At 63.3% G+C, this 25,908-nt stretch carries 24 protein-coding genes; 18 read left to right on the plus strand and 6 right to left on the minus strand.

All coding sequences use genetic code 11. The features are described 5' to 3' along the window. The first annotated feature begins 57 nt into the window (after positions 1-57). The 7 genes from CEW83_RS12120 (at position 58) to CEW83_RS21585 (ending at position 5,764) form a co-directional block, all read left to right on the plus strand. Positions 58-834: a cobalamin biosynthesis central domain-containing protein gene (locus CEW83_RS12120; protein ID WP_108949571.1), complete on the plus strand. Its 777-nt coding sequence runs from the start codon at positions 58-60 to the stop codon at positions 832-834. After that, positions 831-1,226, plus strand: coding sequence for a cobalamin biosynthesis protein (locus CEW83_RS12125; RefSeq protein WP_108949572.1), 396 nt, complete (start codon positions 831-833; stop codon positions 1,224-1,226). Before CEW83_RS12120 ends, CEW83_RS12125 begins: the two co-directional genes overlap by 4 nt. Next, entirely contained in the window at positions 1,223-2,206 is a 984-nt protein-coding gene (gene cobJ, locus CEW83_RS12130; protein ID WP_108949573.1) for a precorrin-3B C(17)-methyltransferase, read from the plus strand. Before CEW83_RS12125 ends, cobJ begins: the two co-directional genes overlap by 4 nt. Continuing rightward, on the plus strand, positions 2,203-2,583 hold the full coding sequence (locus CEW83_RS12135) for a (2Fe-2S) ferredoxin domain-containing protein (RefSeq protein WP_108949574.1): 381 nt from the start codon (positions 2,203-2,205) through the stop codon (positions 2,581-2,583). The genes cobJ and CEW83_RS12135 overlap by 4 nt, the downstream gene beginning before the upstream one ends. A 93-nt stretch (positions 2,584-2,676) precedes the next feature. Further along, a complete protein-coding gene (locus CEW83_RS12140; RefSeq protein WP_108949575.1) occupies positions 2,677-3,966 on the plus strand; it encodes an acetyl-CoA hydrolase/transferase family protein in 1,290 nt (429 codons plus the stop codon). Between the two features lie 280 nt (positions 3,967-4,246). Next, complete coding sequence (locus CEW83_RS12145; RefSeq protein ID WP_159099452.1) at positions 4,247-4,966, plus strand: PEP-CTERM sorting domain-containing protein; 720 nt, start codon at positions 4,247-4,249, stop codon at positions 4,964-4,966. 360 nt (positions 4,967-5,326) lie between these two features. Beyond that, positions 5,327-5,764: a pilin gene (locus CEW83_RS21585; protein ID WP_108949577.1), complete on the plus strand. Its 438-nt coding sequence runs from the start codon at positions 5,327-5,329 to the stop codon at positions 5,762-5,764. Positions 5,765-5,783: 19 nt separating this feature from the next. Here CEW83_RS21585 and CEW83_RS12155 read toward each other — a convergent pair whose 3' ends face one another. Then, the gene (locus CEW83_RS12155) at positions 5,784-7,427 is read right to left on the minus strand and encodes a tetratricopeptide repeat protein (RefSeq protein ID WP_108949578.1); all 1,644 of its coding nucleotides are present in this window, start codon (positions 7,425-7,427) and stop codon (positions 5,784-5,786) included. A gap of 225 nt (positions 7,428-7,652) precedes the next feature. On the opposite strand from CEW83_RS12155, the gene CEW83_RS12160 reads away from it, so the two are divergent. Beyond that, complete coding sequence (locus tag CEW83_RS12160) at positions 7,653-9,359, plus strand: carbonic anhydrase family protein (protein ID WP_108949579.1); 1,707 nt, start codon at positions 7,653-7,655, stop codon at positions 9,357-9,359. Positions 9,360-9,363: 4 nt separating this feature from the next. Here the strand turns inward: CEW83_RS12160 and CEW83_RS12165 are convergent, their stop codons facing one another. Further along, entirely contained in the window at positions 9,364-10,767 is a 1,404-nt protein-coding gene (locus CEW83_RS12165; protein WP_108949580.1) for a PLP-dependent aminotransferase family protein, read from the minus strand. A 153-nt stretch (positions 10,768-10,920) separates the two neighbouring features. Here CEW83_RS12165 and CEW83_RS12170 point away from each other — a divergent pair, with 153 nt between their 5' ends. The 10 genes from CEW83_RS12170 to CEW83_RS12215 all read left to right on the plus strand — a co-directional run bounded on the left by CEW83_RS12170 (position 10,921) and on the right by CEW83_RS12215 (position 21,673). After that, entirely contained in the window at positions 10,921-11,376 is a 456-nt protein-coding gene (locus CEW83_RS12170) for a hypothetical protein (RefSeq protein WP_108949581.1), read from the plus strand. A 165-nt stretch (positions 11,377-11,541) separates the two neighbouring features. Further along, positions 11,542-12,195, plus strand: a complete 654-nt coding sequence (locus tag CEW83_RS12175) for a TetR/AcrR family transcriptional regulator (RefSeq protein WP_108949582.1) — start codon at positions 11,542-11,544, stop codon at positions 12,193-12,195. Beyond that, positions 12,192-13,286 (plus strand): efflux RND transporter periplasmic adaptor subunit, encoded by a 1,095-nt coding sequence (locus CEW83_RS12180; RefSeq protein WP_108949583.1) that lies wholly within the window; start codon positions 12,192-12,194, stop codon positions 13,284-13,286. The genes CEW83_RS12175 and CEW83_RS12180 overlap by 4 nt, the downstream gene beginning before the upstream one ends. Then, the gene (locus tag CEW83_RS12185) at positions 13,283-16,456 is read left to right on the plus strand and encodes an efflux RND transporter permease subunit (protein WP_108949584.1); all 3,174 of its coding nucleotides are present in this window, start codon (positions 13,283-13,285) and stop codon (positions 16,454-16,456) included. The genes CEW83_RS12180 and CEW83_RS12185 overlap by 4 nt, the downstream gene beginning before the upstream one ends. A gap of 163 nt (positions 16,457-16,619) precedes the next feature. Then, positions 16,620-17,273, plus strand: coding sequence for a protein-L-isoaspartate O-methyltransferase family protein (locus CEW83_RS12190; protein WP_108949585.1), 654 nt, complete (start codon positions 16,620-16,622; stop codon positions 17,271-17,273). Positions 17,274-17,282: 9 nt separating this feature from the next. Further along, positions 17,283-17,606, plus strand: a complete 324-nt coding sequence (locus tag CEW83_RS12195; RefSeq protein WP_108949586.1) for a rhodanese-like domain-containing protein — start codon at positions 17,283-17,285, stop codon at positions 17,604-17,606. A gap of 17 nt (positions 17,607-17,623) precedes the next feature. Continuing rightward, positions 17,624-18,928: a TolC family outer membrane protein gene (locus CEW83_RS12200; protein WP_108949587.1), complete on the plus strand. Its 1,305-nt coding sequence runs from the start codon at positions 17,624-17,626 to the stop codon at positions 18,926-18,928. Between the two features lie 146 nt (positions 18,929-19,074). Further along, entirely contained in the window at positions 19,075-19,791 is a 717-nt protein-coding gene (locus CEW83_RS12205) for a response regulator (RefSeq protein WP_108949588.1), read from the plus strand. Next, positions 19,788-20,840 carry an ATP-binding protein gene (locus CEW83_RS12210; RefSeq protein WP_234418792.1) on the plus strand — a complete coding sequence of 351 codons (1,053 nt, stop codon included), beginning with the start codon at positions 19,788-19,790 and terminating at the stop codon, positions 20,838-20,840. The genes CEW83_RS12205 and CEW83_RS12210 overlap by 4 nt, the downstream gene beginning before the upstream one ends. Positions 20,841-20,977: 137 nt before the next feature. Continuing rightward, positions 20,978-21,673 carry an EF-hand domain-containing protein gene (locus tag CEW83_RS12215; protein WP_159099453.1) on the plus strand — a complete coding sequence of 232 codons (696 nt, stop codon included), beginning with the start codon at positions 20,978-20,980 and terminating at the stop codon, positions 21,671-21,673. Between the two features lie 32 nt (positions 21,674-21,705). Here CEW83_RS12215 and CEW83_RS12220 read toward each other — a convergent pair whose 3' ends face one another. The 4 genes from CEW83_RS12220 to CEW83_RS12235 form a co-directional block, all read right to left on the minus strand. Next, on the minus strand, positions 21,706-22,596 hold the full coding sequence (locus CEW83_RS12220; protein ID WP_234418794.1) for an adenylate/guanylate cyclase domain-containing protein: 891 nt from the start codon (positions 22,594-22,596) through the stop codon (positions 21,706-21,708). Positions 22,597-22,768: 172 nt separating this feature from the next. Next, positions 22,769-23,335 carry a DNA-3-methyladenine glycosylase I gene (locus CEW83_RS12225; RefSeq protein WP_108949591.1) on the minus strand — a complete coding sequence of 189 codons (567 nt, stop codon included), beginning with the start codon at positions 23,333-23,335 and terminating at the stop codon, positions 22,769-22,771. Then, positions 23,332-24,213, minus strand: a complete 882-nt coding sequence (locus CEW83_RS12230; protein ID WP_108949592.1) for a ribose-phosphate diphosphokinase — start codon at positions 24,211-24,213, stop codon at positions 23,332-23,334. The genes CEW83_RS12225 and CEW83_RS12230 overlap by 4 nt, the downstream gene beginning before the upstream one ends. 2 nt (positions 24,214-24,215) lie before the next feature. Then, on the minus strand, positions 24,216-25,844 hold the full coding sequence (locus CEW83_RS12235; protein WP_108951377.1) for a thymidine phosphorylase family protein: 1,629 nt from the start codon (positions 25,842-25,844) through the stop codon (positions 24,216-24,218). Positions 25,845-25,908: the final 64 nt, after the last annotated feature.

A 25,908-nucleotide genomic window follows, 5' to 3' on the forward strand; every position in this document is an offset into this window, starting at 1 on the left:
CCACCCCCACCTGGACGTAACGACTTAACAGGATCCATATAGAAGAAAGAATCCGCCATGACCCAACACCTCCCCTTCCCCAATAACAAAGTCGCCGTCGTCTCGATCACCCGGCACGGCATTGCGCTCGCCGGCAAGGTGGTGGCCGCCCTGCCCGGCGCCACCCTGTTCGCGCCGGAGAAATTTCACCGCGAAGCCGAGGCGGCCGCACCGGGTGCCTTTGCCTGCTTCACCGGCAAGACCGGCGATCAGATTCCCGCACTGTTCGCGGCTTTCGACGGCATCATCTGTATCGTTTCGCTCGGTGCGGTCGTTCGACTCATCGCACCGCATCTGAAGAACAAGGAGAGCGATCCCGGCATCGTGGTACTCGACGAAGCCGGGCGTTACGCCATCCCCGTACTCTCCGGGCACCTGGGCGGCGCCAACGCACTGGCCGGCGTGCTTGCGCAGACCCTTGGCGCACAGCAGGTGCTCACCACGGCCTCAGATGCCCGCGAAACCCTCGCGGTCGATCTGCTCGGTCGCGAACTGGGCTGGACTTTCGAAGCCAGCCATGACGAAATCGTGCGAGCCAGCGCCGCCGTCGTGAACGACGAACCGGTTGCGCTGGTACAGGAAACCGGCAGCACCGACTGGTGGACGCGCCACGCCAACGGTCGCAGCGGCAGCCTGCCCGCCAATCTGCACCGCTTCGACCGCCTTGAAGACATCGACCCGGATGCCTTCGGCGCCGTGCTGTGGGTCAGCAACCGCAGCCTGCCTGACACGCTTGCCGAGCGTTTAAGTGGCAAGAAGGTCATCTACCGCCCCACTGCTGCGAGCGTGCAATGAAAGTCGCACTTGGGCTCGGCTGCGACCGCGGCACTCCGTTCGAAACCCTCGCCCGTGCGGTCAATGAAGCGCTGGCGGCCGCCGGCGTCGGTCTGGAAGCGGTCAGCGCAGTGGCCAGCATCGACCTCAAGGCAGACGAACCCGGCCTGGCGCTGCTCGCAGCCGTTCACGGCTGGCGCATCGCGTTTCACCCTGCCGCCCGCCTCGCCGCGATCGCGGTACCCAACCCGTCCGACACCGTGCGTCGCTACACCGGCACGCCCTCGGTCTCGGAAGCCGCCGCGCTGCTCGCGGCCAATGCGGGCCAGGACGCGCTGCTGGTCGAAAAACACAAGGTGCGCGGCACTGACGGCAAGAACGCCACCATCTCCATCGCAAGGATCACCGAATGAACACGACAACTGGCAAGGGCAAGATCATGCTCGTGGGCCTCGGCCCCGGCAGTCACGACCACCTCACCGCGCGTGCGCGCGCCGCCATCGCGGAGGCCGACACCATCATCGGCTACGTCACCTATATCAAGCTCGTCGCCGACCTGCTCGAAGGCAAGGAAGTGATCAGAAAGTCGATGACGGAGGAACTTGACCGCGCCATCGAATCGCTCGCCCGCGCCCGGCAGGGCAAGAAGGTGGCGCTGATCTCCTCGGGCGATGCCGGTGTATATGGCATGGCGGGGCCGACCTTCGAAGTGCTGTTTCAGGCCGGGTGGACACCCGACTCGGACATCGAGGTCGAGATCATCCCCGGCGCATCCGCACTCAACACCTGCGCAGCGCTGGTCGGCGCCCCGCTCACGCACGATTTCTGCGCCATTTCGCTGTCCGATCTGCTTACCCCCTGGGCCACCATTGCGCGCCGCCTCGACGCCGTCGCCTACGCCGATTTCGTGGTCGCCCTCTACAACCCCAAGAGCGGTCGCCGCACACGCCAGATCGTCGAAGCCCAGCGCCTGTTCCTGCGCCACCGCCGGCCGGATACCCCGGTGGCGATCGTCAAGTCGGCCTATCGCCCAAAACAACGCATCGAGTTCACCACACTGGAGAGGATGAGCGAGTGCGACATCGGCATGCTCACCACCGTCCTCATCGGCAACTCAAACACCTTCGTGCGCGACGGCCTGATGGTGACGCCACGCGGCTACAGCAACAAGTACGACGTCGCCGATGGCGAGCGCGCCACCCGCAGCGGCGAACAGGCCGGGCGCTCGCTCAGCACCGGCCTCAATGGCTGGCTGGAATCCCTTCGCATAAGCGATGAAACGCCCGCACAACTGGCAGCGCATTACAGACTTCCGCTCGATTACATCATCGCCACGCTTGCCGATCTGCCCCACACTGAGGCCGAGCCCGTCACCGAGGAGGGCCACGCATGAACCATCACGATTCAACTGAAAAACCCGGTACAGGCGCCTTGGTCGAGAAGCCGAAGCTCGGCAGCTACCGCCGCCATCTTCTGGTGTGCACCGGTCCGCGCTGCAGCGCCAACAGCGAGGCGCAGGCCGTGTTCGACAGCCTGGGCGAGCGCTTCAAGCTCGCCGGGCTGGACCAGGGCGAGCTGCGCGTGAAACGCACCCGGGTGTCCTGCTTTGCAGCGTGCAAGGGCGGTCCCATCCTGTGCGTGCAGCCGGACGGCGTGTGGTACTACAACGTCACCCCGGAAAACATGCAGCGAATCGTCGACCAGCACCTGGTGGGCGGCAAGGTGGTTACCGATCTCGTCTTTCACCAGGGCCCCACCCTTACCGCCTGACGCCACTCAGTCCATACGCACGGGTATGGAATATACGTATAATCCCCTATACAGACGCATATAAAAGCATTTGATAGGAGAGAGAGGGTGAGCATGCAGACGCTTTACGATCAGAAGAGGATGAGCCCGGCCGACGCCGTGGGCATGATCAGCAACGGCAACACCGTCGTGGTCCCGACCGGTGTTGGCGAACCGCCTGCGCTGCTGCAGGCGCTGTCCGACCGCCGCCACACGCTGCGCGATGTCGCCGTCAGCCAGATCTTGCCGCTGCGCAAGTTCGCCTACCTCGACCCTGAGACCCATGCCAACATCCGGCATGACGCCTATTTCTTCGGCGGCGCCACCCGCGCGGGTGGGCAGTCGGGCTGGGTCGATTTCGTCCCCGCCTACTTTTCCGAACTGCCGATGCTGATCGACCGCGGGCTGACCCCGGCCGACGTGGTCATGACCATGGCTTCGCCGATGGACGAGTACGGCTACTTCTCGCTCTCGCTTGCACCTGACTACACCATGGCTGCCGTGCGCAAGGCGCGCGTCATCCTGCTCGAGGTGAACCCGAACGTTCCCTACGCCAACGGCGACTGCCACGTGCACATCTCGCAGGTGTCCGGCCTGGTCGAAAGCGACGATGAACTGTTTGAAGTCGGCCTGCCGACCATCGGCCCGATCCAGGAAGCCATTGGCAAGCACGTGGCCGAACTCATCGACGATGGCGCCACGCTGCAGATCGGCTACGGTGGCATTCCCGATGCGGTCGTGATGCAGTTGCAGCACAAGCGCGACCTCGGCATTCACACCGAAATGATCGGCGACGGCATCCTGTCGCTGATCGAAAGTGGCGCCGTCACCAACCGCCGCAAGACCTTCATGCCCGGCAAGATGGTCGCCACCTTCGCGCTCGGTTCGCGCAAGCTGTATCGCTTCCTGCATCGCAACCCGATGCTGGAGATGCATCCGGTCGACTTCACCAACGACCCCTACATCGCCGCCCGCAACGACAATCTGTGCTGCATCAACGCCACGCTGCAGATCGATCTGCTCGGACAGTGCGGTTCGGAAAGCCTCGGCCACACGCCCTACTCAGGCACCGGCGGGCAGGTGGACTTCGTGCGCGCTGCCAACCGCTCGAAAAACGGCAAGGCCTTCATCGTGCTGCCTTCGACCGCAAAGAACGACACCATCTCGCGCATCGCGCCGGTGCTGTGCCCGGGCACCCACGTGACCACCAGCAAGAACGACATCAACTACGTGGTGACCGAGTACGGCGTTGCACAACTGCGAGGCAAGACCGCCAGGCAACGCGCAGAAGCGCTCATCGGCATCGCGCACCCGAACTTCCGCGAAGAACTGCGTGAAGCCGCGCGCAAGATGAATCTGGCTTGACGCTTGAACCGTGGGCAGTGACAGATGCCCACTCGCAACATCTGATCGGAGACGCGAACGGGTCACCCCGTTCCCGTCTCCGATCTGCTTTCCGCCTCACCCAGGGGCGTCAACACCTGAACAGACATCTGTATGGAGCGGAAAGACGCCTCTAAGACTTCAGCGATGTGACGTAACGCACATCGAGCACTTTTATTCGATTTCGGCGTTTTAACCAGTAATGGATAATTTATCCATTGCCGGGGATATCCCCCAACCCGATCGAACAGGAGCCCTCAACATGCGCATTCGCCCCCTCATTACCGCACTCGCACTTGGCGCCGGTGCGCTCGGGGCCAATCTCGCGCATGCAGACCTGATCCTGAATTTCCAGAACGTCGTCGCCGGCTCATCGAACGGCTCCATCAGCGTCCTCTCCAACGGCACCGTCAAGACCTCGACGGTCAGCGCCGGCATGATCAGTTTCAAGCAGAAGGCGCCGGGCGCAAGCGCTTACGACGACGACCTGCTCAACAGCTTCTGCATCGAACCCAAGACCAGCCTGCTGCGTGGCGACACCCTGTTCTCCACCGGCACCCTCGCAGACCGCTTCGGTCAGCCGCAGCAGAATCTCATCTCGCGCCTCTACGATCTGCACTACGAGACCGTAGGCAGCGTCGCCGGCGCAGCACCGGCGTTCCAGCTCGCGCTATGGGAGATTGTGACTGACGGTGCCAGCCTGAGCCTGAGCGGCGGCAACTTCCTCACGACATCGAGCTTCGGCGGGGCTTTGACCATGGCCACGACCTGGCTGACCGAGCTCGCAACATGGAGCACCCAACTCGGGAGCCAGCCCTACAGCTCCGCGATGTACGACTTCGTCGCGCTGAGCGCAGGAAACTCGCAGGATCAGCTCACGGTAACGCGCCGTGCTCAGGACGTGCCGGAACCGGGCGTGCTGGCACTGCTGGGGATTGGCGCCGTTGCAGCGCTGGCGCGCCGACGCAGCGCCACCGTCTAGGACCCGAAACGCCATCACGCCGACGCCCCGCAAGGGGCGTTTCTCACTGATGAGCGGGACCGGACGAGGCGCAGCAGAATCTGACTGGCCAGTCTCCTGTCAGCCAGCGTCAACATTTGACATTCATGACCAGAAAACGTCAGTGCTTGACAGTCGCGCGTGACAATTCAAGCCCGGACACTGAAATCGATTGGCGACACGATCGCCCCTGACATTCACAGACAATACTCAAGCCACTGTTATTGAATGACAATCTTAAATATATCCTGAACTTCCCACTCCAGACCGAAGAACTGGCACAGCGCTTGCGATAGCTAAGTCAAGCGGGTCTTCCGCGTTGATCCATCAAGGAGAGAAGTCATGAAAAAAGTCCAACAAGGTTTCACCCTTATCGAACTGATGATCGTCGTGGCGATCATCGGCATTCTGGCTGCTGTGGCCATCCCCCAGTACCAGGACTACGTCACCCGCGCCAAGCTTTCGAAGGTCAACGTCGCCGTCGATCCGGTCAAGACCGCTGTCGCGATGTTCGCTCAGGAAAACGCCGGTGTCGGCACGATCCCGGCCAACGGCTGGACCTCGCTCGGCCTTGCAGGCGCTCCGACGGCAACGACCGAGGTCTCCGGCATCACTGTGACGGCAGCGACCGGCGCGATCGTGGCCACGCTTCGTAGCATCGGTACCGGCTATGATGGCTCAACCGTGACCTACACGCCGACGGTTGGCAACTCTGCCGTGACCTGGGCGGTTACCTGCAGCTACTCGCATGCAAACATGACGAAGACCTTCGGTTGCTAAGCTTCACCAGCTAAGCGCCCTACCTCAAGGGGCAGGCTTCAGACTCTGAAGCCTGCCCTTTTTCCGTTCGTTTTTCCGCAAGTTCGTCCAGTTTCATTTTCGCAAACAGGACCCCCAGCGTCCGGCCGCGCTCGTAATCGCGCTCCGCTGCAAGCAGGCAGCCCATGCGCTCGAACGCCAGACCTCTGCCGTAGAACGAAGCCCCCACCTCGTGCAAGTCAATTGCGTGGCTGAAGTCGGCAACGGCTTCCGGATAGCGCCCCAGCCTCAGGTACGCCTCGGCCCGCTGCTCATAGGCCTGACGCACGCCCGGGCTCAGCGCGATGACCCGGTCCAGATCGGCAACCCCCTCCGCTATCCTCCTCGCCTTGATGCTCTGCAAGCCCCGGTTGAAAAAGATCCGGTCCGCACCCCGGACATCGGCAGCCGGCAGCTTTCTGGCTGCGTCGTCCCATGCAGACCATTCGCTTTCCATGCTGTGCAGGCGATCCTCCGACAGGTAAAACAGTACGCCGCAGGCCAGCACTGTCAGCACCACAAGCCCCTTCACCGGCAACAGTCTCAGGAGTGAGGCAAGCACCATGACAAAGCCAGGCGCCCAGAGATAGCTGCGATAGAGGACAAAAGGCTCCTGAAATCGAACTGACGAGAACTCCACGAGAAACGAAATCCAGAAATACAGAATGCCGACGCCTGCGAGCTTCCAGCGTCTTGACACGAAGACGAGTGCAGCGCCGAGGAGCCCACAGGCCATGAACGCCACCAGCTTGAATACATCGGTCAGGCCCGGGGAGCCGCCAGCGATATATGCCCTCAGATCAATGGACATGGCACCCGTATCGGGAACGATCCACAGATACCAGTAGCGGAAGAAGAGCCCCGCCTGTGCCAGCGCACTGATCGACCAGCTTGATGCCGCCTTCCCGGCGCTGGCGTCAGCAAGCAGGTCGATTGCCACCGCTTGGGCACCGGGCTCAGCGACCGCCCCAACCAGCCCTTTCAGGGACAGAAAAACACGAAGCGCAGGCAATGCGCACAAGGCCAGATAGAGCAGGGTGCGGGGAAGCACCCCCGGTCTGCGGGCAGCGATGCCCAGCGCGCATGCAACAGCAGGCAGCAGGATCGCATGCTCTTTTGAGAACACCGCCATCGCATAGAACAAGGCCGAAACGACAACATCCCGATAGCGCCCGTCTTCAATGGCGCGCCAGTAAAAGAGCAAGGACAGCAAGGAGAACAACGAGGCAAACAAGACCGTTCGTTGGACAAGGTAGGCAACGCCGTAGACCGCGACCGGATGAACGGCGAACACGGCACAGGCTGCAATCGCCCCCCACACGGCAGTGCTGGGCGGCGCTGAAAGATCAACGCTGGAGACCCGTGAGCACAGTGCAATCAGCACGAACACGTTCGCGAGATGCAGCATGAGGTTGAAAGCGCGCTGAACCTCTATGCTGCCGAAGATCAGCTGTATGAACCCGATGGTGAAGTACGGAAACGTCCTGGCATAGAAATCGAAAACGTTCTGGGCGTGATCAAACACCCGCCCCCCTGCGAACAGGTTATGGTCATCAAATATGAGTGGATTGGAAAAGAACGGGGCATAAAGCACGACGGTGAAGACTGCGACGAGTCCAAGCACCAGTGAGCGAGTCTTGTTCATTGTTTCATCATCCGATTACCTGACATCCCTGCGGCAATAGTCTTCAAGACCTCGAACACAGCACCAGGCAGGCACTGCGGACGCAAGACGCACTCACGTGGGCACGCTGCCCAGACAGGGGAGAATACGACTTCGAGTTCCCGGCTTCCCTACCGGAGAAAGGCGCTGACAGTCTAAAGATATTCGGCGCGCTGCCGAAACTGTCTACAGCGCAAAGGAATTTCGATGACCACCCCTTTTCCACCCCACTCCTCTCTACGGTATCTCTTGCTCGCGGCGGCACTGCTCGTCAGCGCGCCGGTTGATGCCGCCGACTGGCAGAAGGTCCTCAGCGACAAGGGGCGGACCATCGAGATCGACCGCGCGAGCATCTTCGACTCCGACCGTGGCACCAAGGTGTCATGGGGGCGCGTGGTGCTCGGAAACGAGGAAGCCGCGCAGGCGGGTTATCGCACGGTGAAGGCGCTCAATCGCTACGACTGTCGCAACAGCAGCTTCTTCACCATCAAGCGCGTGTATCTGGATGCGGCAGAGCGGGTGCTGCGGGAAGAGTCCGTCGCCGATCAGACGCCGGTTGTGGTGACAAGGAACTCGGTGGATGAGCGAATGTGGCGGGAGGTGTGCAAACCGCCCGGACTCGCAGACCTGGAAAAGATCGCTGACGCCGCGAGCCAGTCGGCTGCCGCTGCCAGCGCAGAAACCCGGCCCGTCGCTGCCGTGCCACCGCTGGTCCAGCCACCGGCCAAACCGCCCGTCGCCGCAACTGCGAAGGTTGAGCACCGGCCGCAGCCGCCGGTGGCAACGCCGCGCGAGAAGATGCCAGCAAAGGCGGCAGCGCCTGCCGTTGCAGCCCCGCCGGTCAAGGACACCCCCGCAGAGGCCTTGATCAAGGAGAAGGCGGCAGCGGAGGTCGCCCCTGAGCCGACGCCTGCGGCAATGCCGATCCCGTCCATTCGTCCGAATCTCGCCCCCCTGGTTGCAAAGGACGCGGTCAAGGATGCGCCGACAAAGCCTGAGGCCGTCGAGCCGAAGCCGGCGATGCGGATCTCTGCGCCCGCGCCAGCCAAGGTAGAACCGCCTCCGCCGCGCGACAAGGTCGCAGAAACCGTGAAGAAGGAAGCTGCACCACCCACCCGCCCGCCGAGGCCGGCCGCAAAGCCGAAGGCACCTGTGGTGAAGAAAGAACCGAAGGCAGCGCCGGAAGTCAAGACACAAGTGAAGCCAAGCCCATCGCTTACCGTCGAGCAGGTGAAGGGCGAAGGCTGGAGCTACGGTGGCGACACCGGCCCGGAGCGCTGGGGCAGCCTGCGGCCGGACTGGAAGATCTGCAGCGAAGGCAAGCGCCAGTCACCTATCAACCTGCAGAACGGGGTTGCGGTGGATCTCGACCCGGTGAAGTTCGACTACCGTGCGACACGCTTTCGTACCACGGACACCGGCAACCTGCTGCGAGTGTCAGTCGGCGAAGGCATGAGCATCGAGGTGCGTGGCAGGCGTTACGAACTTGAACACCTGACCCTGCACCGTCCGTCCGAAGAGCGGGTGGGCGGTGGCGCCTCCGACATGGCGGTGCACTTCCATCACCGCAGCGCGGAAGGCCGGCAGGCCATCGTGGCCGTGTTGCTTGAGCGCGGCGAGCAGCCGAACGCGATGCTGCAGGCCGTACTCAACAATCTGCCGCTGGAGAAGGGCAACACCTACATGCCTGATGTCACCATCGACCTTGCGGCCTTTCTGCCAACGCAGCCAGCGCATTTCCTCTACATGGGATCGCAGACCACGCCGCCCTGCACCGAAGATGTCCTGTGGGTGGTAATGAAGCAGACGGTTTCACTGTCGGACGATCAGCTCGCAATTTTCAACCGGCTCTACCCGCGCAACTCGAGACCGATTCAGCCCACCAACGGCAGGCTGGTGCTGGAGTCGCGCTAAGCGCTCACGCTGTATCGAGCGCGTCGCTCAGGAAACGCTCAACCCGGGGCTGGGTTGCAAACGCCACATTGAAACGCATCCACGGGCTGGGCTGCATCTGGGGGCGAAAGACCTTGCCGGGCGCGAGCATGATGTCCTGCTCCGCAGCCCTCGAGGCAATTTCCGCCACGTCCTCGAACCCGGGCGGCCTGGCCCAGATGAACAAGCCGCCTTTGGGCTCGAGATACACTTCCAGCCCGACGCGTTCGAGCATGCGCAGACACGCATCGCTCGCCTGTGCGAGCCGCCCCTGCAGCCGGTCCAGATACTTCCGGTAGTGTCCATCGGTCAGCATCTGGTACACCAGCTGCTCATTGAACTCGCTCGAACACAAGGCGGTAAGCGTCTTCACATCGTTCAGTTCGGCCGCGAGATCGGGGCGCGCGGCCAGATAGCCCACCCTCAGACTCCCCGACAGGGTCTTGGAGAAGCTGCCGACGAAGATCACCCGATTGAGCTGATCGAGGTTTGCCAGCCGGGTGGTCGAGTGGGGATGAAAGTCGGCGTAGGTATCGTCCTCGATCACCAGAAAGTCGTGTTTCTCGGCCAGTTGCAGGATGCGGAACGCGACCCCAGGCGACAGGTTCGCCCCGGTCGGGTTGTGCAGCACCGAGTGGGTGAAGAACACCTTGGGCTTGTGGTGGGCGAGAAGCGCTTCCAGTTGCGCCACATCCGGGCCGTCGGTGTTTCGTGGCACACCCACCAGGGTCGCGCCCTGCAGACGCAGATTGCCGAAGAAGTTGAAGTAGCCGGGATCGTCCACCAGTACGGTGTCTCCTGGTTTGACCAGGTGCCGGGCAAGGATGTCGAGCGCACGGGTGGCGCCCTCGGTCAGTACGATCTGATGTGGCGCAGCTCCGATTCCGAATTCGGCGAGCTTGACCTGCAACTGCTGGCGCAGCGGCAGATAGCCCTGAGCCGTTCCGTAACTCGTCAGGCGAACGTCGGGGCGCCGCGAGAGCGTCCTCAGATGTCGGCGCAAGCCTTCTCCGTCCAGCCAGTCCGAGGGCAACCAGCCCGCGCTGGCCTTGATCAGACCAGGGCGGTCATCCAGCCCCTGACGCATCATCCACGCCACATCGACGGCGCGATCGGTGCTTGGCTGCTGTCGCCCCTCTCCACGTTCGCGACGGGGTGCGACATAGAATCCTGAACCGCGGCGCGAGCGCAGGTAGCCGAGCGCAACCAGCCGGTCGTAGGCCTCCACCACGGTAAACCGGCTGACCAGCTGACTCTCCGCGAGCTTGCGGATTGGCGGCAGTTTCATGCCAGGTCGCAGGATGCGGTCGTCGATCTGTGTGCGAACGGCATCGACGATCTGCTCCACCAGCGGCGTGGCTTGCGAACTATCGAGACTGACCATCAGCATTGCGTTACTCCAGGGTGCGAAGGGTGTCGAACAAGCCTGTACCGCTCGTTCGACCAGTACGATTCCAGCATTGATCGGGCAAGGTGTCCGTTTCAGACAACAAAGTGTCAGGTAGTGTCTGGTCCACGAAGCACGACTGTCAAGGAGCCAGACATGAACCAGAGATCATTCACTTCCCTCGCACTGTTTGCAGCCTGCACCATGCTCGCCGGTTGCGGTCAGCCGCAGACGGACGCGGCAGTGGATATTGCCTGGCCGGAACGGCAGTCGATCTATCGCCTGAACCCCGAGCGGACCCAGGTCGATGTTTACTCGTTCCGCAACGGCGTCGCGCCCTTGGGCAGCATCCGCTTGCCTTCAGGCCTGTGCCCGGTCGCGATGACCCTCGATGAGCAAGGCAACCGCCTGTGGCTGTGGAGCGATCGGGGGGGTGCAGCCTTCGACGCGCGCTCGCTCAGACAAATCGAAAGCTGGAATACCAGCGTTGACACCCCCTCCCCGGTTCCACCCGGGGTCGCCTTGCGCAGCATGATCTTTCGCACGGGCACTGCATGCAGAACGCTGCCTGCGAGCCTTCAGGCCATGGCAGGAAAAGACCTCGAGAATTGACTTGCCGCCTGCCTTAAAACCGCGTTTAATGACTAACCAGTCAGTTATTAAACGCGGAGTAGCGCATGCCGTCGCAACCCACTCGGCCCCGGGAACGAAGCACCGCTTCAACCCAAGGACACTTCCTTACCGGCAACACTGCCCCCCGTCTCGAGGTGCCAGCGAATGCCCGCTAAGGAGGTGGCGCCGCGCCGCCGGCGCAAGGAAGCCCGCCCGCAGGAGCTGACCGCCGCCGCACTGGCCCTGTTCGTCGAAAAGGGCTTCTCGGCCACCCGGCTCGATGAGATCGCTGCGCGAGCGGGCGTATCGAAGGGCACGCTTTACCTGTATTTCGACAGCAAGGAAGCCTTGTTCAAGGCTGTCATCAGCGAGGGCGTCGTCCCGACGATCGAGGCCGGCGAAGCGATGCTAACGGAGTCTCCGGACGACCCTGTCGCCCTGTTGCGCACCTTCCTGCTGTCATGGTGGGAGCTGATCGGCAGCACACCACTGGGCGGCATTCCCAAGCTCATGATGTCCGAAGCCGGCAACTTTCCCGAGCTCGCCCGCTATTATGACGAGGTCGTGATCCAGCGTGGTCTTGCACTGCTGCGTACCGCAGTTCAACGCGGCATCGACCAGGGTCTTTTCCGCCCTGTCGATCCCGTGCTGACCAGCACGCTGCTGGTTGCACCCCTGGTCCATCTCGCGAACTGGAAACACTCCTTTGCCAACTGCTGCGGCGGCCAGGTCGACGCCCTCGCCTATGTGGACGCCCATATCGACCTCGTCCTCCACGGACTCACCGTCCGCAACGACGAACAGGAAGAACAGTCATGAAACCGCTTCGCCTGATATCGGCTCTCCCACTGCTTGTTGCGCTCGCTGCCTGCTCACCACCTGCAACGCAAGCCCCCGTCACCCCGGCCGTGCTGGTACGCAGCTTCGACGGCGCCGCCAATGCGGCATCGGTCCAGACCTATACGGGCGAAATCCGGGCGCGCTTTGAAAGCGAACGCGCGTTCCGGGTCGGCGGCAAGATGACCGAACGCAGTGTCGATGTCGGCGCCCTCGTCACCCGCGGGCAACTGCTTGCGAGACTTGACCCACAGGACGCCCAACTCGCCGCCACGGCGGCCAGAAGCCAGATCACCGCGGCCGAAGCGGACGCCGCACTTGCGCGCGCCGAGCTCAAGCGCACCGAGGTCTTGCTCGCAAAGGGCTTTGTCAGCGCGTCCGCGCTCGACTCACAGCGCGCAACACTCGACGCCGCAGAGGCCAGACTGCAGCAGGCGCGCATGCAGGCGGCGACGGCCAGCAACCAGACCGCCTACACCGAACTCCACGCCGACAGTGCCGGCGTCATCACTCAGGTGTTCGCCGAAGCGGGCCAGGTGGTCTCGGCCGGTCAGGCGGTCTTTCGCATTGCCCGCCCCGGAGAGCGCGAACTCCTGATCTACGTTCCCGAGAGCAGGATTGGCTCGATTGAAACGGGCGAAGCAGTCGAAGTACGCCCGTGGATTGCGCAGGATCAGCCATCTCCCGGAATCGTGCGTGAAGTGTCGCCCGTGGCGGACAGTGCTACACGGACCTATGGCGTACGCATCAGCCTACCCGATGGCGACGCCCTGCCGCTCGGGGCGACGGCAACCGCGTTGTTTTCCCGCGCTCAGGCAAGCCGGCTTGTCCTGCCGCTGAGCGCGGTAACCCGCAACGGTGACCAGGCTTCGATCTGGCTGGTCGATGGCGAAAACCGGCTCAACCCGGTTGCAGTCGACGTTCTCGCCTTTCGCGAAGACGGTGCGGTTCTGCGCGACCGACTGCCTGAGGGCAGCCGGGTAGTCGTTGCCGGCGTACATAAACTCGTCGCCGGCGCAGCGGTTCGCCCCGTCGAAGAGGGCAGCACCCCCGCACTGGACGTAAGGCGATGAAGGCCGCGCGCTCGCGTTTCAACGTCTCCGAATGGGGACTGGCGCACCCCTCGCTGGTGCTCTACTTCCTCGTGGCGCTGACCCTGATCGGGATGCTGTCCTATACCCGGCTGGGACAATCGGAAGATCCGCCCTTCACCTTCAAGGTCATGGTGGTCAAGGCCGAATGGCCCGGCGCCAGTGCGCGCGAGATGGAAGCGCAGGTGACCGACAAGATCGAGAAGAAGCTCCAGGAAGTCGATCAGATCGACGTCGTGCGCAGCTATTCCAAGCCGGGTGAAACCCTGGTGTTCTTCCTCGCCAAGGACTCCACCCATTCGCGCGACATTCCGGACGTGTGGTACCAGGTTCGCAAGAAGATCGGCGACATGCAGAACACCTTGCCGACCGGTGTCAAAGGCCCCTATTTCAATGACGAATTCGGCGACACCTACGGCAACGTCTTCGCCGTCGTCGGCGAAGGTGTGCCCCATGCAGAACTCAAGCGCCATGCGGAGGCGATCCGCAACGAGATCCTGCGCGTCAAGGACGTGGCCAAGGTCAGCTTCTTCGGCGAGCAGTCGCAGCGCATCTACATCGAACTGTCCAACACCAAGCTTGCGACATTTGGCCTGAACATCGCCGACATCGCCGGCGCCCTGTCCACCCAGAACGCGGTGACGGGTGCCGGCTACTTTGAAACCGCCGACGAACGCATCTGGCTGCGCCCCAGCGGCAGCTTCGACGATCTCGACGCGATCCGCGACACCCTGATCCGGGCCAAGGGTCGCGCCTTCCGTCTTGGTGACGTGGCGGACGTGAAGCGCGGACTGATCGACCCGCCGGGCGAACGCATGCGCTTCATGGGCGAAGACGCCTTCGGCATCGGCGTCTCCATGCGCGACGGCGGCGACATTGTCGCGCTCGGTCACCACCTTGACGATGCAGTGACCCGCATCGAGTCGCAATTGCCGCTCGGCATCCGGCTCGAGCGCGTCGCCGACCAGCCGCGCGCGGTACGCAATTCGGTCGGCGAGTTCGTCAAGGTCCTGGCCGAGGCGGTCGTGATCGTGATGGCGGTCAGCCTGCTGTCGCTCGGTTTCCGCACTGGCGTAGTGGTGCTGATCATCATTCCGGTGGTGCTGGCGATCACCTTTCTGTTCATGTCCATGTTCGATATCGGACTGCACAAGATTTCGCTCGGTGCGCTGATCATTGCGCTTGGCCTGCTGGTAGACGACGCCATCATTGCGGTCGAGATGATGGCAACCAAGATGGAACAGGGCTGGGAGCGTGCCAAGGCTGCCAGTTTTGCCTACACATCGACCGCGATGCCGATGCTCTCGGGCACGCTGATCACGGCAGCAGGCTTCCTGCCGATTGCCACGGCCGCCTCGGCTACCGGCGAATATACGCGCTCAATCTTTCAGGTCACCGTAATCGCGCTGCTGGTGTCCTGGGTTGCGGCGGTCCTGTTCGTGCCCTACCTCGGCTTTCACCTGCTGCCGGATTTCCGCAAGAAGAATGGCAAGCCCTCGCTGCTTGCACGACTGATCGCGCGGGTTTCGCCAACACTTGGGGCACGCATCGCCGCGCGCGCAACTCACGTCCATGAGCAGCACGACGAATTTGCGATCTACCACACGCCGTTCTACAACCGCTTTCGCGCCCTGGTCAGCGGCTGCGTGCGGCACCGCTGGCTGGTGATCGCAGCCACCCTCCTCATCTTCGCGCTGTCGCTGGTGGTGTTCGTGCGGGCGGTTCCGCAGCAGTTCTTCCCCGATTCGACCCGCCCTGAACTGCTGATCGACCTGCGCCTGACCGAGGGCGCCTCACATCAGGCAACCGAGAGCGCAGTAAAACGGCTCGAGCACTTCCTTGAGCAACAGGACGGAATCGACAACTACGTCGCCTGGCTCGGCGGCGGCAGCCCGCGCTTCTACCTTCCGCTCGATCAGCAACTGGCACAGACCAACTTTGCGCAGTTCGTGGTGCTCACCAAGGGCAGCGCCGAGCGCGAAGCCCTGCGCACCCGGCTGATCGAACTGTTCGAGTCCGAGCCATGGCCGCTACGGGCCACCGTCAACCGCCTGGAGAACGGCCCGCCGGTGGGATTTCCGGTGCAGTACCGGGTCAGCGGGCAGGATGCCGACGAGATGCGACGCTTCGCCCATCAGGTCGCGGCCGCGATGCGATCCAACCCCCACCTGTCCAACGTGCATCTCGACTGGGAGGAGCCGTCCAAGGCCATCCGGCTGAAGATCGACCAGGACAAGGCACGCCTGCTGGGCGTATCGAGCGCGGACATCTCCACCCTGCTCGCCACCTCATTGCAGGGCACGACCGTCACCCAGTTCCGCGAAGGCACGGAAACCATCTCGGTCGTGCTCCGCGGCTCGGCCTCGGAGCGGCTGCATCTTGGCCTGCTGCCAGACCTCGCACTGCCTGTCAGTGGCGGGCGCAGTGTGCCGCTGGCGCAGGTCGCCACAGCAGAGTACGGCTTCGAGGAGGGCGTGATCTGGCGCCGCAACCGGGTCCCGACGGTGACCGTCCGTGCCAGTCTGTACGGCACGGTCCAGCCCGCCGTCGTGGTCGGGCAGCTTGCGGGGCAAATTGCCAGCATCGAAAGGACACTGCCGCTGGGCTATCGTCTGGAAGTCGGCGGCTCGGTCGAAGAGAGCGGCAAGGGCGGCAGCTCGGTTGCGGCCGGCGTACCGCTCTTCATTCTGGTCGTACTCACCGTGCTGATGCTGCAGCTTCAGAGCTTTTCGCGCACCCTGATCGTGGTACTGACAGCGCCGCTGGGCATGATCGGCGTCACTGCCTTCCTGCTCGCCTTCAACAAGCCCTTCGGCTTCGTCGCCATGCTGGGCACGATCGCGCTGTCGGGCATGATCATGCGCAACTCGGTAATCCTCGTCGACCAGATCGAACAGGACACGCACTCAGGTCATCCGCCATGGGAGGCCATCGTGGAGTCCACCGTGCGCCGCTTCCGCCCCATCATGCTCACGGCGGCCGCGGCCATCCTGGCCATGATCCCCTTGTCGCGCTCGGCCTTCTTCGGGCCGATGGCAGTGGCCATCATGGGCGGACTGACCGTCGCAACCCTGCTCACCATGCTGTTTCTGCCCGCACTCTACGCCGCCTGGTACCGGGTAAAGCCCGCGGCGAACGCCGAGGCCACGTGATATGCCCGCGCGACTTGCACCGCCCGCCCCCACATTGGCCAGCACGATGACTCAGCCGGTCGGGGGCACAGCGTGCGGTGCACCAACTGCGTTAGAATATGAAGGTTTCTCATTCGGTCACGCTATACATTAGCGTGTGCTAATATTTAGCCAGGAGTACCTGATGAACTTCGAACAAGCGCGCTTCAACATGGTCGAGCAGCAGATCCGTCCCTGGGAGGTCCTGGATCAGGGTGTGCTCGACCTCCTGATGACCGTGAAGCGCGAGGAATTCGTGCCTGCGGCCTCCCGCTCGCTGGCCTTTGCCGACGTGGAAATTCCGATCGGCGCGGGTCAGGTCATGCTCAAGCCGGTGATCGAAGGCAAGATTCTGCAATCGCTCCAGCTGCATCGCTCCGACTCCGTGCTCGAGATCGGTGCCGGCTCCGGCTACTTCGCCGCCCTGCTTGCAGCCAAGACCGAATGGGTGCGCACCGTCGACATCGAACCCGAACTGGTCAAGCTCGCCCACGCCAACCTCGCCCGGAATGGCGTCGAAAACGTCATCGTCGAAGAAGGTGACGCAGCCCAGGGCTGGGCCGAGCGTGCCCCCTACGACGTGATCGTGGTTTCGGGCGGACTGCCCTTCCTGCCGCAATCGCTGCTCGCGCAGCTCAAGGTCGGTGGCCGGCTGTTTGCCTTTGTTGGCGAAGCCCCGGTCATGAAGGCCCGCCTCGTCACCTGCGAAGCCGAAGGCCGCTTCCGTACCGAAGACGTTTTTGAAACCATGGTGCCGATGCTGCGTAACGCGCAGCGTCATGACACCTTCCGCTTCTGATCGACTGCCATGCGTCACATTTCCCCCCTTGAACTGGCGGAATGGCTCAATGATCCGCAGCAGCCATCACCACTGCTCCTCGATGTGCGCGAGCCATGGGAGTTCGAGCTCTGTCATATCGAAGGCTCGCAGGCGATGCCGATGAACTCGGTGCCAGCCCGCAGCCAGGAGCTCGACCGCGAGCGCGAAATCGTCGTGATCTGCCATCACGGCGGACGCAGCGCGCAGGTTGCGATGTTCCTTGAGCGCCAAGGCTTCGGCAAGGTCATCAACCTTGCCGGCGGAGTGTCCGAGTGGGCTGGCCGGGTCGATCCGAAGATGCCGCAGTACTGAGAACCACGGAGAATCAAATGAAGCGCGCCCTGGCGATTTGCCTTTCGAGTCTGTTTGCGAGCGCAGCCTTTGCCGCCGACCTGACACAGGTCTACCGCGATGCGCTGGCAAACGACGCCAAGTTTTCCGCAGCCAGAGCACAGTTCGAGGCTGGACAGGAAAAGGTGGTCCAGGGGCGTGCGGGTCTGCTTCCCGTCATCGCAGCGTCTGCAACATCAACCTGGAACGATGTCAGCTACCGGGCTTCAAGGGCGAGCAGCGATTACACGTATAACAGCAATGGCTACGCCGTTCAGCTGACCCAGCCGCTGTTCCGCTGGCAGAACTGGGTGCAATACAAGCAGGGCGAACTGCAGACAGCGCTCGCGGGCAGTCAGTACGGACAGGCGCGTCAGGACCTGATCCTGCGCACTGCCGAGGCCTATTTCAACGTGCTCAATGCCGAAGACACACTGGCGGCCGTGAGCCAGTTGCGCACTGCCGCCGCCGAACAGCTGGAAATTGCCAAGACCAGCTTCGAGGTCGGCACCGTCACCATCACCGACGTGCACGAAGCGCAGTCACGCTTCGACCTCGCCTCGGCACAGGAAATCGCTGCGCGCAACGACCTCGACGTCCGTCGCGAATCGCTTGCGCAAATCATTGGCAAGGAGCCGGAGCCGCTCGCGGGCCTGCGTTCGGGCGTTGAGCTCCAGCGCCCCCAGCCCGACAACATCGGTGAGTGGGTCTCTGCCGCCGAGCAAGGCAGCTTCGGCGTTCAGGCACAGCAACTGGCGCGCGAGATTGCCACCCGCGAGGTGTCGCGGGTCAGTGGCGGACACATGCCCACGCTCGACCTCGTCGCCACGCACAGCCTGAACAATCGCCCGTCGATCTCCTACGACCGCAGCGACACCACAACCGTCGGCCTGCAGCTCAACGTCCCCCTGTATCAGGGCGGCGGCGTGTCCTCACGCGAGCGTGAAGCTGCCGCACTCAAGCTCAAGGCGGACGCCGACCTCGAAGATGCACGCCGCAGCGCAGCGCTCGCCGCACGGCAGTCCTACCTCGGCGTGACCAGTGGCATGGCCCAGGTCCGTGCGCTCGAAGCGGCCAGACTGTCCTCAACCTCTGCGCTGGAAGCCAACAAGCTGGGATACGAAGTTGGCGTGCGGATCAACATCGACGTCCTCAACGCCCAGAGCCAGCTCGCGGATACGCTGCAGAAGCTGTCCCGTGCCCGCTACGACACCCTCCTGGCCCAACTGCGCCTGAAAGCCGCAGCCGGCACACTTGGCGAAGAAGACGTCCTCGCCATCAACGCGCTGCTCGCCGAGCGCTGACCTCCGATCACATCGCGCCGATATCCCGTCGGCGTGATGTGTCTGCTTCGCTACAAATCCGCTAAGCACACCCTGCCCGACTCCGGGAAAATGCTGCCTTGCCGCCGTCACTGACGCGGTCCTTTGGTCGCCGGGAGTCACAAGCAATGCAAGCCCGAATACTGATCGTCGACGACGATCCCCAGATCCGCAAACTCCTGTCCGAGTTCCTGGATGGCTACGGCTTCAGCTGCAAGCTGGCCACAGACGGTCAAGAGATGCGCCGTGTCATGGCGCACAGCGAAATCGACGTCATCATTCTCGACCTGATGCTGCCTGGCGAGAACGGACTCAGCCTGTGCCGGCAGTTGCGGGCCGACAGCCAGATCCCGATCATCATGGTGACCGCGCGCGGCGAACTGTCCGACCGCATCGTCGGCCTCGAACTCGGCGCCGACGACTATGTCGTGAAGCCTTTTGAGCCACGCGAACTGGTGGCCCGCATCAACACCATCCTGCGTCGCACGCGCACTGCAGCGCCAGCCAGCAATGTCTCGCCGCGGAAAAAGGCCGAGGTGCGCTTTGACGGCTGGCACCTCAACCCGCTCACGCGCCTGCTCACCTCTCCTGCCCAGCTCGCGATTCCGCTGTCAAATGCGGAGTTCAGACTGCTATGGGCATTCATCGAGCGGCCGCGCTGCGTACTCAATCGGGACCAGTTGCTCGACGCCGCCCGGGGCCGTGCGGCTGAAGCCTTTGATCGCAGCATCGACCTGCTCGTGTCGCGCCTGCGGCAGAAACTGCAGGAAGATCCGCGGCTGCCACGTCTGCTGAAGACCGTTCGCGGCGAGGGCTACCTGTTCGACGCCGAGGTTTCCCAGTGAAACGCTTCATGCCGGATACGGTGTTCGGGCGACTGTTCGGGCTGGTGGTGCTGGCGGTCCTTGCAAGCCACATCCTGGTCTTCGCAGTATTCATCAACCTCGCACCTGGCGGCCCGTCTGCGGAGCGCCCCGCGCCCCAGTCCAGCGCACTGCGTCCGGACCGAGCGCAGCCTCCTGACGGGCTTCGTCGTCCGCCGCCACCCCTGAACGGAATGCTGATCGGCCTGCTCATCCAGTTCATCGCGGTCACCGTGGCGGCGTGGTACGGAGCACGCATGCTCGCCCGACCGATCCAGCAGCTTGCATCTGCAGCGGAGAAACTGGGCGACAACCTGAGCAGCCCGCCAATCGAAGAACAGGGCCCACGGGAAGCTCGCAGCGCAAGTCGCGTGTTCAACCGCATGCAGGACAATGTCCGGGCGCAGATTGAAGCGCGCGAACGCTTTCTTGCTGCCGTGTCACATGATCTGCGCACGCCGCTCACACGCATGAAACTGAGCATCGAGTCCCTTGCCGACACTGACGTCGGCGAAAGGCTGCGCAACGATATCGGCGAGATGACCTCGATGCTCGACGCCACCCTCAGCTACCTGCGCGGCGAAGCGCAGGACGAGGCCTGGCAACGCATCGATATCCAGTCACTGGTCGACTCCGTCGCCGAGGACGCGCAGGAGAATGGCAATCAGGTCAGCGTCATCGGACAGACAGAACCGATTGAAGGCCTGCCGCATGCGCTGCGCCGTTGCCTCGACAACCTCGTCGACAATGCGGTCCGCTACGGTGAAGCGGCGACACTGAGTCTCACCGACGGGCCGTCAAGCCTGGTCATCGAAGTCAGGGACAAGGGGCCGGGCATTCCGGAGAACCGCATCGCCCAGGTCATGGAACCCTTCGTCCGCATCGAGGACTCGCGCAACCGGAACTCGGGCGGCGTCGGGCTGGGGCTGTCGATTGCACGCGATACGGCGCATCGCAACCGCGGCGAGCTGAGCCTGCGCAATGCTCCCGGAGGCGGACTCATTGCCCGCGTCACCCTGCCACGGGACTGACCCCCGCCCCCCCTGCGCTGCGCCTCGTATCAGAACGGATACGAGGCAGACAAACTACAGCTACATCCGGCGCATAGATTATGAAAGCGTGCGGCTCCATCTGCAGCCGCAACCTCGACCAGACAAGGAGTCACACCATGACCAGCTCAATCAGTAGCAGCGGAGTGTCTTATACCAACTGGGCCAGCACCCAGAGCAGTCAGTCGATGCCCCGTCGCCCCGACGCGTCCCGGATGTCGGAAGACTTGTTCTCGAAGCTCGACACGAAAAGCCAGGGCTATCTCGAGCAAAGTGATTTTGAACCCGCGCTGAGCGGCCTGTCGGACACCAGCGCCAGCGCCGAAGAGCTGTTCACTGCGCTCGACAGCAACGAAGACGGAAAGCTCACGCAGGACGAACTGTCTTCGCGCCTTCAGCAACTCGGTGACCAGCTCGACAGCCAGTTCCAGCAGATGCGCATGGCGCAAAGCGGCATGGGCGCAATGGGGGGCATGCCGCCGCCGCAAGGGAGCGACGACAGTGGCCTCAGTCAGGACGAGCTCACAACCATGGCCAGCGAAGCAAGCAACAGCAAAGTCGCTTCGATGTTCTCCGCGCTCGCAACAAACTTTGATACGGCAGATGCAGACGGTGACGGGCTGGTGAGCGCAAGTGAAGCGCGCGCCTACGGACAGTCCCAGCAGGCCGGCGCCACGTCGGACTCAGACGCAAGTGGCGGGCAATCGGTGCCGAACGAAGCGCGCCTTCTCAAGCAGATCACGGAGATGGCCGCATCCTACGGGAGCAACGCTTCGGCATCGATCAGCGGCTCACTGCTCAGCGCCAGCGCCTGACAGCAACACACTGAAGCCAACCCTGCGCGCTTTCAGATCTCGTCGATGACCTGAAAGCTCAGGGTTGGTGCAGTAAAGTCGTCGGGCGCAGCCCCAAGCCCGATCTCTCCCCGCCCATGCAGCATGCAGCTTTCGCGCTTGAGCATCACCGGCGAAACCGCGCCGGCAAAACTCACCCATGTGCCATTACTGCTGAAGTCGGTCAGCAAGCACTGACCGTTGACCCATTCGATCCGGGCGTGGCGACGTGACACCCTCGGGTCGTTGATGTTCATGCCCACTTCGTCACCACGTCCGATCACCAGCGGACCGTCCGAGGGCAACAGCTTCAAGTGCTGATCGAGCAGATTCAGATCGAGCCGCTGCAGCACTTGCGCACGCGAGCCTCCGGCAATGGTGTCGATTGATACCGTGATGGTGGACTCGGCCGTGCGGGCCCAGTCGATACGCCACACCCTGATCGGCTCCGACTTTCCCTTGACCGTGATCCGGTCGAGGCTGCTGCATGACTGGCGCAGATGCTCGGGCAAACGACGGAACACCGGTTCGCCGATCAGGATTTCATTGGCTTCGGCCCGGTCGCTCAACCGCGACGCGACATTGACCGCGTCGCCATAGCAATCGCCATCCTGCTCGATGATCGGACCGTGTTCGATCCCGATCTTGAAACCAAGCGGCGCATGACGAAACTGGTCGGCGTTGATGTCGTGCAGGATGTCCTTGGTGCGGATACAGGCTTCGACCGCTGCCACCGTGTCATCGAAGGTCACCAGCACGCCGTCGCCGAGGTACTTCACCATGTGTCCGCCCGCGCGCGCAAAGTGCGCGCCGAGCGTTTGCGTGCAGCGCGTCACGACATGCGTCGCGACGACGTTGCCAGCCGACTCAAACAGTCCGGTGCTACCGGTCAGGTCGGCAAACACGACAGTTTTTCCCGCTTGCTCCACACGCCCCCTCACTTGCCAAGAAATGATTGTGCAAGCCCGTCGTGTGACAAATTCACTTGACGGGCCAGAGATCCTAGCATTACCGGCCGTACTCGTCATCGATAATGGAAGCATCCGGCAGATCTGAAGCGTCAGGCGCCACTCAGGATCAGCGTCCGGGGCCAGGATGGCGGAAGCAATCGGTCGTGTGATCGTTCACCATGCCCACCGCCTGCATGAACGCGTAACAGATCGTCGGCCCAACAAACTTGAAACCCCTCTTGCGCAAGGCCTTGCTCATCGCTTCGCTGACCGGGGTGCTTGCCGGCACCTCCGCCAGCGACGCAAAGGCATTGACCTGCGGTTTCCCGCCGACAAACTGCCACAGCCACACGGCGGGATCGAGCCCCTCTTCCTGCATTGCCAGCCAGGCCCGAGCATTGATCGCAGCTGCCTCGATCTTGGCACGATTGCGGATGATGCCGGCGTCGGCCATCAGCGCAGCCTTCTTGCCATCATCCCAGCACGCAATCCGTACCGGATCGAAACCATCAAACACGTCCCGATAATGCGCCCGCTTCTTCAGGACCGTAATCCAGGACAACCCGGCCTGCGCGCCCTCCAGCAACAGGAACTCGAACAGCCCCGCTGCATCGTGACGCGCCACACCCCACTCGTTATCGTGATAATCGATGTACAGCGGATCGTCCGACACCCAGGCGCAGCGGCAGTTCATTTCAGACTCCGCAATGCCTGCGCCAGCATGGGTGCCACACCGACCGCATTGCTGGGATGCGCGATACAGTCGGTGCTCCACACCGCCCCCACCCCGGCGGCCTGCACTGTCTGCAGTGCATTGTCGGCAAACAGGGCATGGGTCACGGCGACGTCGACCGATGCCGCGCCGGCCGCCAGCAGCTGCTTGGCCGCAACGGCCAGGGTATGTCCGCTGCTGGCCACATCGTCGATCAGGACCACCTGCCGCCCGGCAAATGCCATTTCCGGCAGGGTGACATGCACCTCGCGATCACCATGGCGCTGCTTGCTGCACACGCCATGGTCGAAAGCATGCGCCTGCGCCGCGGCAGCCACCCACTGAGCGGCCTCTGCATCGGGTCCAAGCAACAGCGCTGCGGGGCGCCTGGCCGCGATCAACTCCGCCAGCAAGGGGGCGGCAGACAAGGCCAGGGCCTGCGCGACGGGAACCGCCTCGGACAAGCGACTGATACGGTGCAGATGCGGGTCGACGGTGAGCACGGCATCGAACAGCGAAGCCAGAAACTCTCCGACAACGCGCTGGCTGACCACTTCACCGGGCGCAAACGCGATGTCCTGCCGCATGTAGCCGAGATAGGGCGCGATGAGCACCAGTTGGCCGGCACCCAGGGTGCGCGCCGTGCGCGCGCACAGCAGCAGTTCGACCAGTTTCTCGTTCGGATGGTCGAGACCGCGCAGTATCGCCACGCGCGCCGGCACCGCCGACGGCAGGCGCAGCTTCAGCTCGCCATCGGGGAAGCGGTGGCGCACCACCCGTTCGCAGGGCACGCCCGCGGCCTCCGCGATCCGTGCGGCCAGAGGCGCCTCGTCTTCGAAGCACAGCAACAGATCAATCATGCTCAGAACTCCACGAAGCGATGCGGAACATCGTCCGCCGAACCCAGCGTATAGCCAGAACTGCGCGCGCAAGCCTGGCGCGCAAACTCGAGATCGGACGGAAAGTCCGCATACACCCGGAACAATGCCTGCCCCTTGGCGACGCGCTCGCCGAGCTTGTGAAACAGATCCACGCCCGCGCCCTGCACCTTCGGCGCACCTGCCACCCGCGCAATGCGCGCGATCTGCAGATTGTCGATACCGGTAATCACGCCATCCGTCTCGGCCAGCACGTCGAAGCTCAGGCTGCCACAGTCGGGATGCTCCTGACGGAAGGGCTTGGCGCCCTGGGCATCGATGATGGCCTGCATCTTCGCCAGCGCGCGGCCCGAATCCAGGATGTCGCGCGCGATCGCGAAGCCTTCACCGCCCCGCACATCGGGATCGAACTCCAGCATCCGGCCGGCGAGGCGCAAGGCTTTCTGTCGCAGATCGTTGGGGGCGGCGGGATCATTCTCCAGCACCTGCATCACGTCACGCGCCTCCAGCGCAGGCCCGATGCCATTGCCGATCGGCTGGCGGCCATCGGTTATCACCACGTCGAGCGTGAGATTGATGCGCCCGGCGACGAACTCGAACAGCTTGCGCAGGCGCTGAGCCTCGGGCATGGACCTGACTTTTGCAGTCGGGCCGACCGGGATGTCGAGTATCAGGTGGGAAGAGCCGGCGGCGATCTTCTTCGACAGGATGGAGGCCACCATCTGGCCGGGCGAGTCGATCGACAGCGGACGCTCAACCGAAATCAGGACATCGTCGGCCGGCGACAGGTGTGCGGTGCCCCCCCAGGCCACGCAACCACGGTGTTCGCGCACGATATCGGCCAGCGCCTCCATTGGCAACTCGACATTGGCAAGCACCTCCATGGTGTCGGCGGTGCCGGCGGGCGAGGTGATCGCCCGCGACGAGGTCTTCGGACAGAGCATGCCGTGCGCGGCGACGATCGGCACCACCAGCATCGAGGTGCGGTTGCCCGGAATGCCCCCGATGCAGTGCTTGTCCACCACCGGACGCTCGCGCCAATCGAGCCGCCGCCCCGAGGCCACCATGGCGTCGGTGAGGTAATAGACCTCCTCGCGGTCGAGCTCGCCCTGATTGCAGGCCACCACGAATGCAGTGAGCTCGATCTTCGAATACCGGTGCTCGGCGATGTCGCGCACGATGGCGCGAAAATCATTCTGATCGAGGCGCTCGCCCGCGATCTTGCGATGCAGCGCCGGGATCGACGAGGCCGGCTCGGCCTGCGAGATCGACGCCGGATGCCCGTCCGCCACGCCGAGCAGATCGAAGGCATCCTCGGACACGCCCAGCTCGGCGCAACCGACGATGTGCTCGTCGTCGACCACGTTCAGGGTTGCCAGAATACGCCTGCCGTTGGCTCTCACCTCGACCTTGGACAAGGCCTGAAAGCCTTCGGCCCGATACACCGCACAGTCGCGGTGGAGATAGGCCACGTTCTCCCGATAGGTGTCGATCGCCACCCGGCGCAGAACGAGCTTCAAGGCGGCGGCGCCGGCCGCAGCATCGGCACATGGCGTTGCGGCAGGCACGGATTTCGGGCTGGCTGCCCACCTGGACTTTTTGAGTTCGGTCATGATCATCAAGCCTACACCTGCGCGCATCCGGGGTACACGCTCCGCCCGCCTCTGTTGCCGCCAC

It is taken from the genome of Parazoarcus communis (genome assembly GCF_003111645.1).
Classification (GTDB): domain Bacteria; phylum Pseudomonadota; class Gammaproteobacteria; order Burkholderiales; family Rhodocyclaceae; genus Parazoarcus; species Parazoarcus communis_A.

Coding starts and splice junctions, on each gene's coding strand:
- CEW83_RS12120 (WP_108949571.1), top strand. CDS start 58: ATGACCCAACACCTCCCCTTCCCCAATAACAAAGTCGCCGTCGTCTCG.
- CEW83_RS12125 (WP_108949572.1), top strand. CDS start 831: ATGAAAGTCGCACTTGGGCTCGGCTGCGACCGCGGCACTCCGTTCGAA.
- cobJ (WP_108949573.1), top strand. CDS start 1,223: ATGAACACGACAACTGGCAAGGGCAAGATCATGCTCGTGGGCCTCGGC.
- CEW83_RS12135 (WP_108949574.1), top strand. CDS start 2,203: ATGAACCATCACGATTCAACTGAAAAACCCGGTACAGGCGCCTTGGTC.
- CEW83_RS12140 (WP_108949575.1), top strand. CDS start 2,677: ATGCAGACGCTTTACGATCAGAAGAGGATGAGCCCGGCCGACGCCGTG.
- CEW83_RS12145 (WP_159099452.1), top strand. CDS start 4,247: ATGCGCATTCGCCCCCTCATTACCGCACTCGCACTTGGCGCCGGTGCG.
- CEW83_RS21585 (WP_108949577.1), top strand. CDS start 5,327: ATGAAAAAAGTCCAACAAGGTTTCACCCTTATCGAACTGATGATCGTC.
- CEW83_RS12155 (WP_108949578.1), bottom strand. CDS start 7,427: ATGAACAAGACTCGCTCACTGGTGCTTGGACTCGTCGCAGTCTTCACC.
- CEW83_RS12160 (WP_108949579.1), top strand. CDS start 7,653: ATGACCACCCCTTTTCCACCCCACTCCTCTCTACGGTATCTCTTGCTC.
- CEW83_RS12165 (WP_108949580.1), bottom strand. CDS start 10,767: ATGCTGATGGTCAGTCTCGATAGTTCGCAAGCCACGCCGCTGGTGGAG.
- CEW83_RS12170 (WP_108949581.1), top strand. CDS start 10,921: ATGAACCAGAGATCATTCACTTCCCTCGCACTGTTTGCAGCCTGCACC.
- CEW83_RS12175 (WP_108949582.1), top strand. CDS start 11,542: ATGCCCGCTAAGGAGGTGGCGCCGCGCCGCCGGCGCAAGGAAGCCCGC.
- CEW83_RS12180 (WP_108949583.1), top strand. CDS start 12,192: ATGAAACCGCTTCGCCTGATATCGGCTCTCCCACTGCTTGTTGCGCTC.
- CEW83_RS12185 (WP_108949584.1), top strand. CDS start 13,283: ATGAAGGCCGCGCGCTCGCGTTTCAACGTCTCCGAATGGGGACTGGCG.
- CEW83_RS12190 (WP_108949585.1), top strand. CDS start 16,620: ATGAACTTCGAACAAGCGCGCTTCAACATGGTCGAGCAGCAGATCCGT.
- CEW83_RS12195 (WP_108949586.1), top strand. CDS start 17,283: ATGCGTCACATTTCCCCCCTTGAACTGGCGGAATGGCTCAATGATCCG.
- CEW83_RS12200 (WP_108949587.1), top strand. CDS start 17,624: ATGAAGCGCGCCCTGGCGATTTGCCTTTCGAGTCTGTTTGCGAGCGCA.
- CEW83_RS12205 (WP_108949588.1), top strand. CDS start 19,075: ATGCAAGCCCGAATACTGATCGTCGACGACGATCCCCAGATCCGCAAA.
- CEW83_RS12215 (WP_159099453.1), top strand. CDS start 20,978: ATGACCAGCTCAATCAGTAGCAGCGGAGTGTCTTATACCAACTGGGCC.
- CEW83_RS12225 (WP_108949591.1), bottom strand. CDS start 23,335: ATGAACTGCCGCTGCGCCTGGGTGTCGGACGATCCGCTGTACATCGAT.
- CEW83_RS12230 (WP_108949592.1), bottom strand. CDS start 24,213: ATGATTGATCTGTTGCTGTGCTTCGAAGACGAGGCGCCTCTGGCCGCA.
- CEW83_RS12235 (WP_108951377.1), bottom strand. CDS start 25,844: ATGACCGAACTCAAAAAGTCCAGGTGGGCAGCCAGCCCGAAATCCGTG.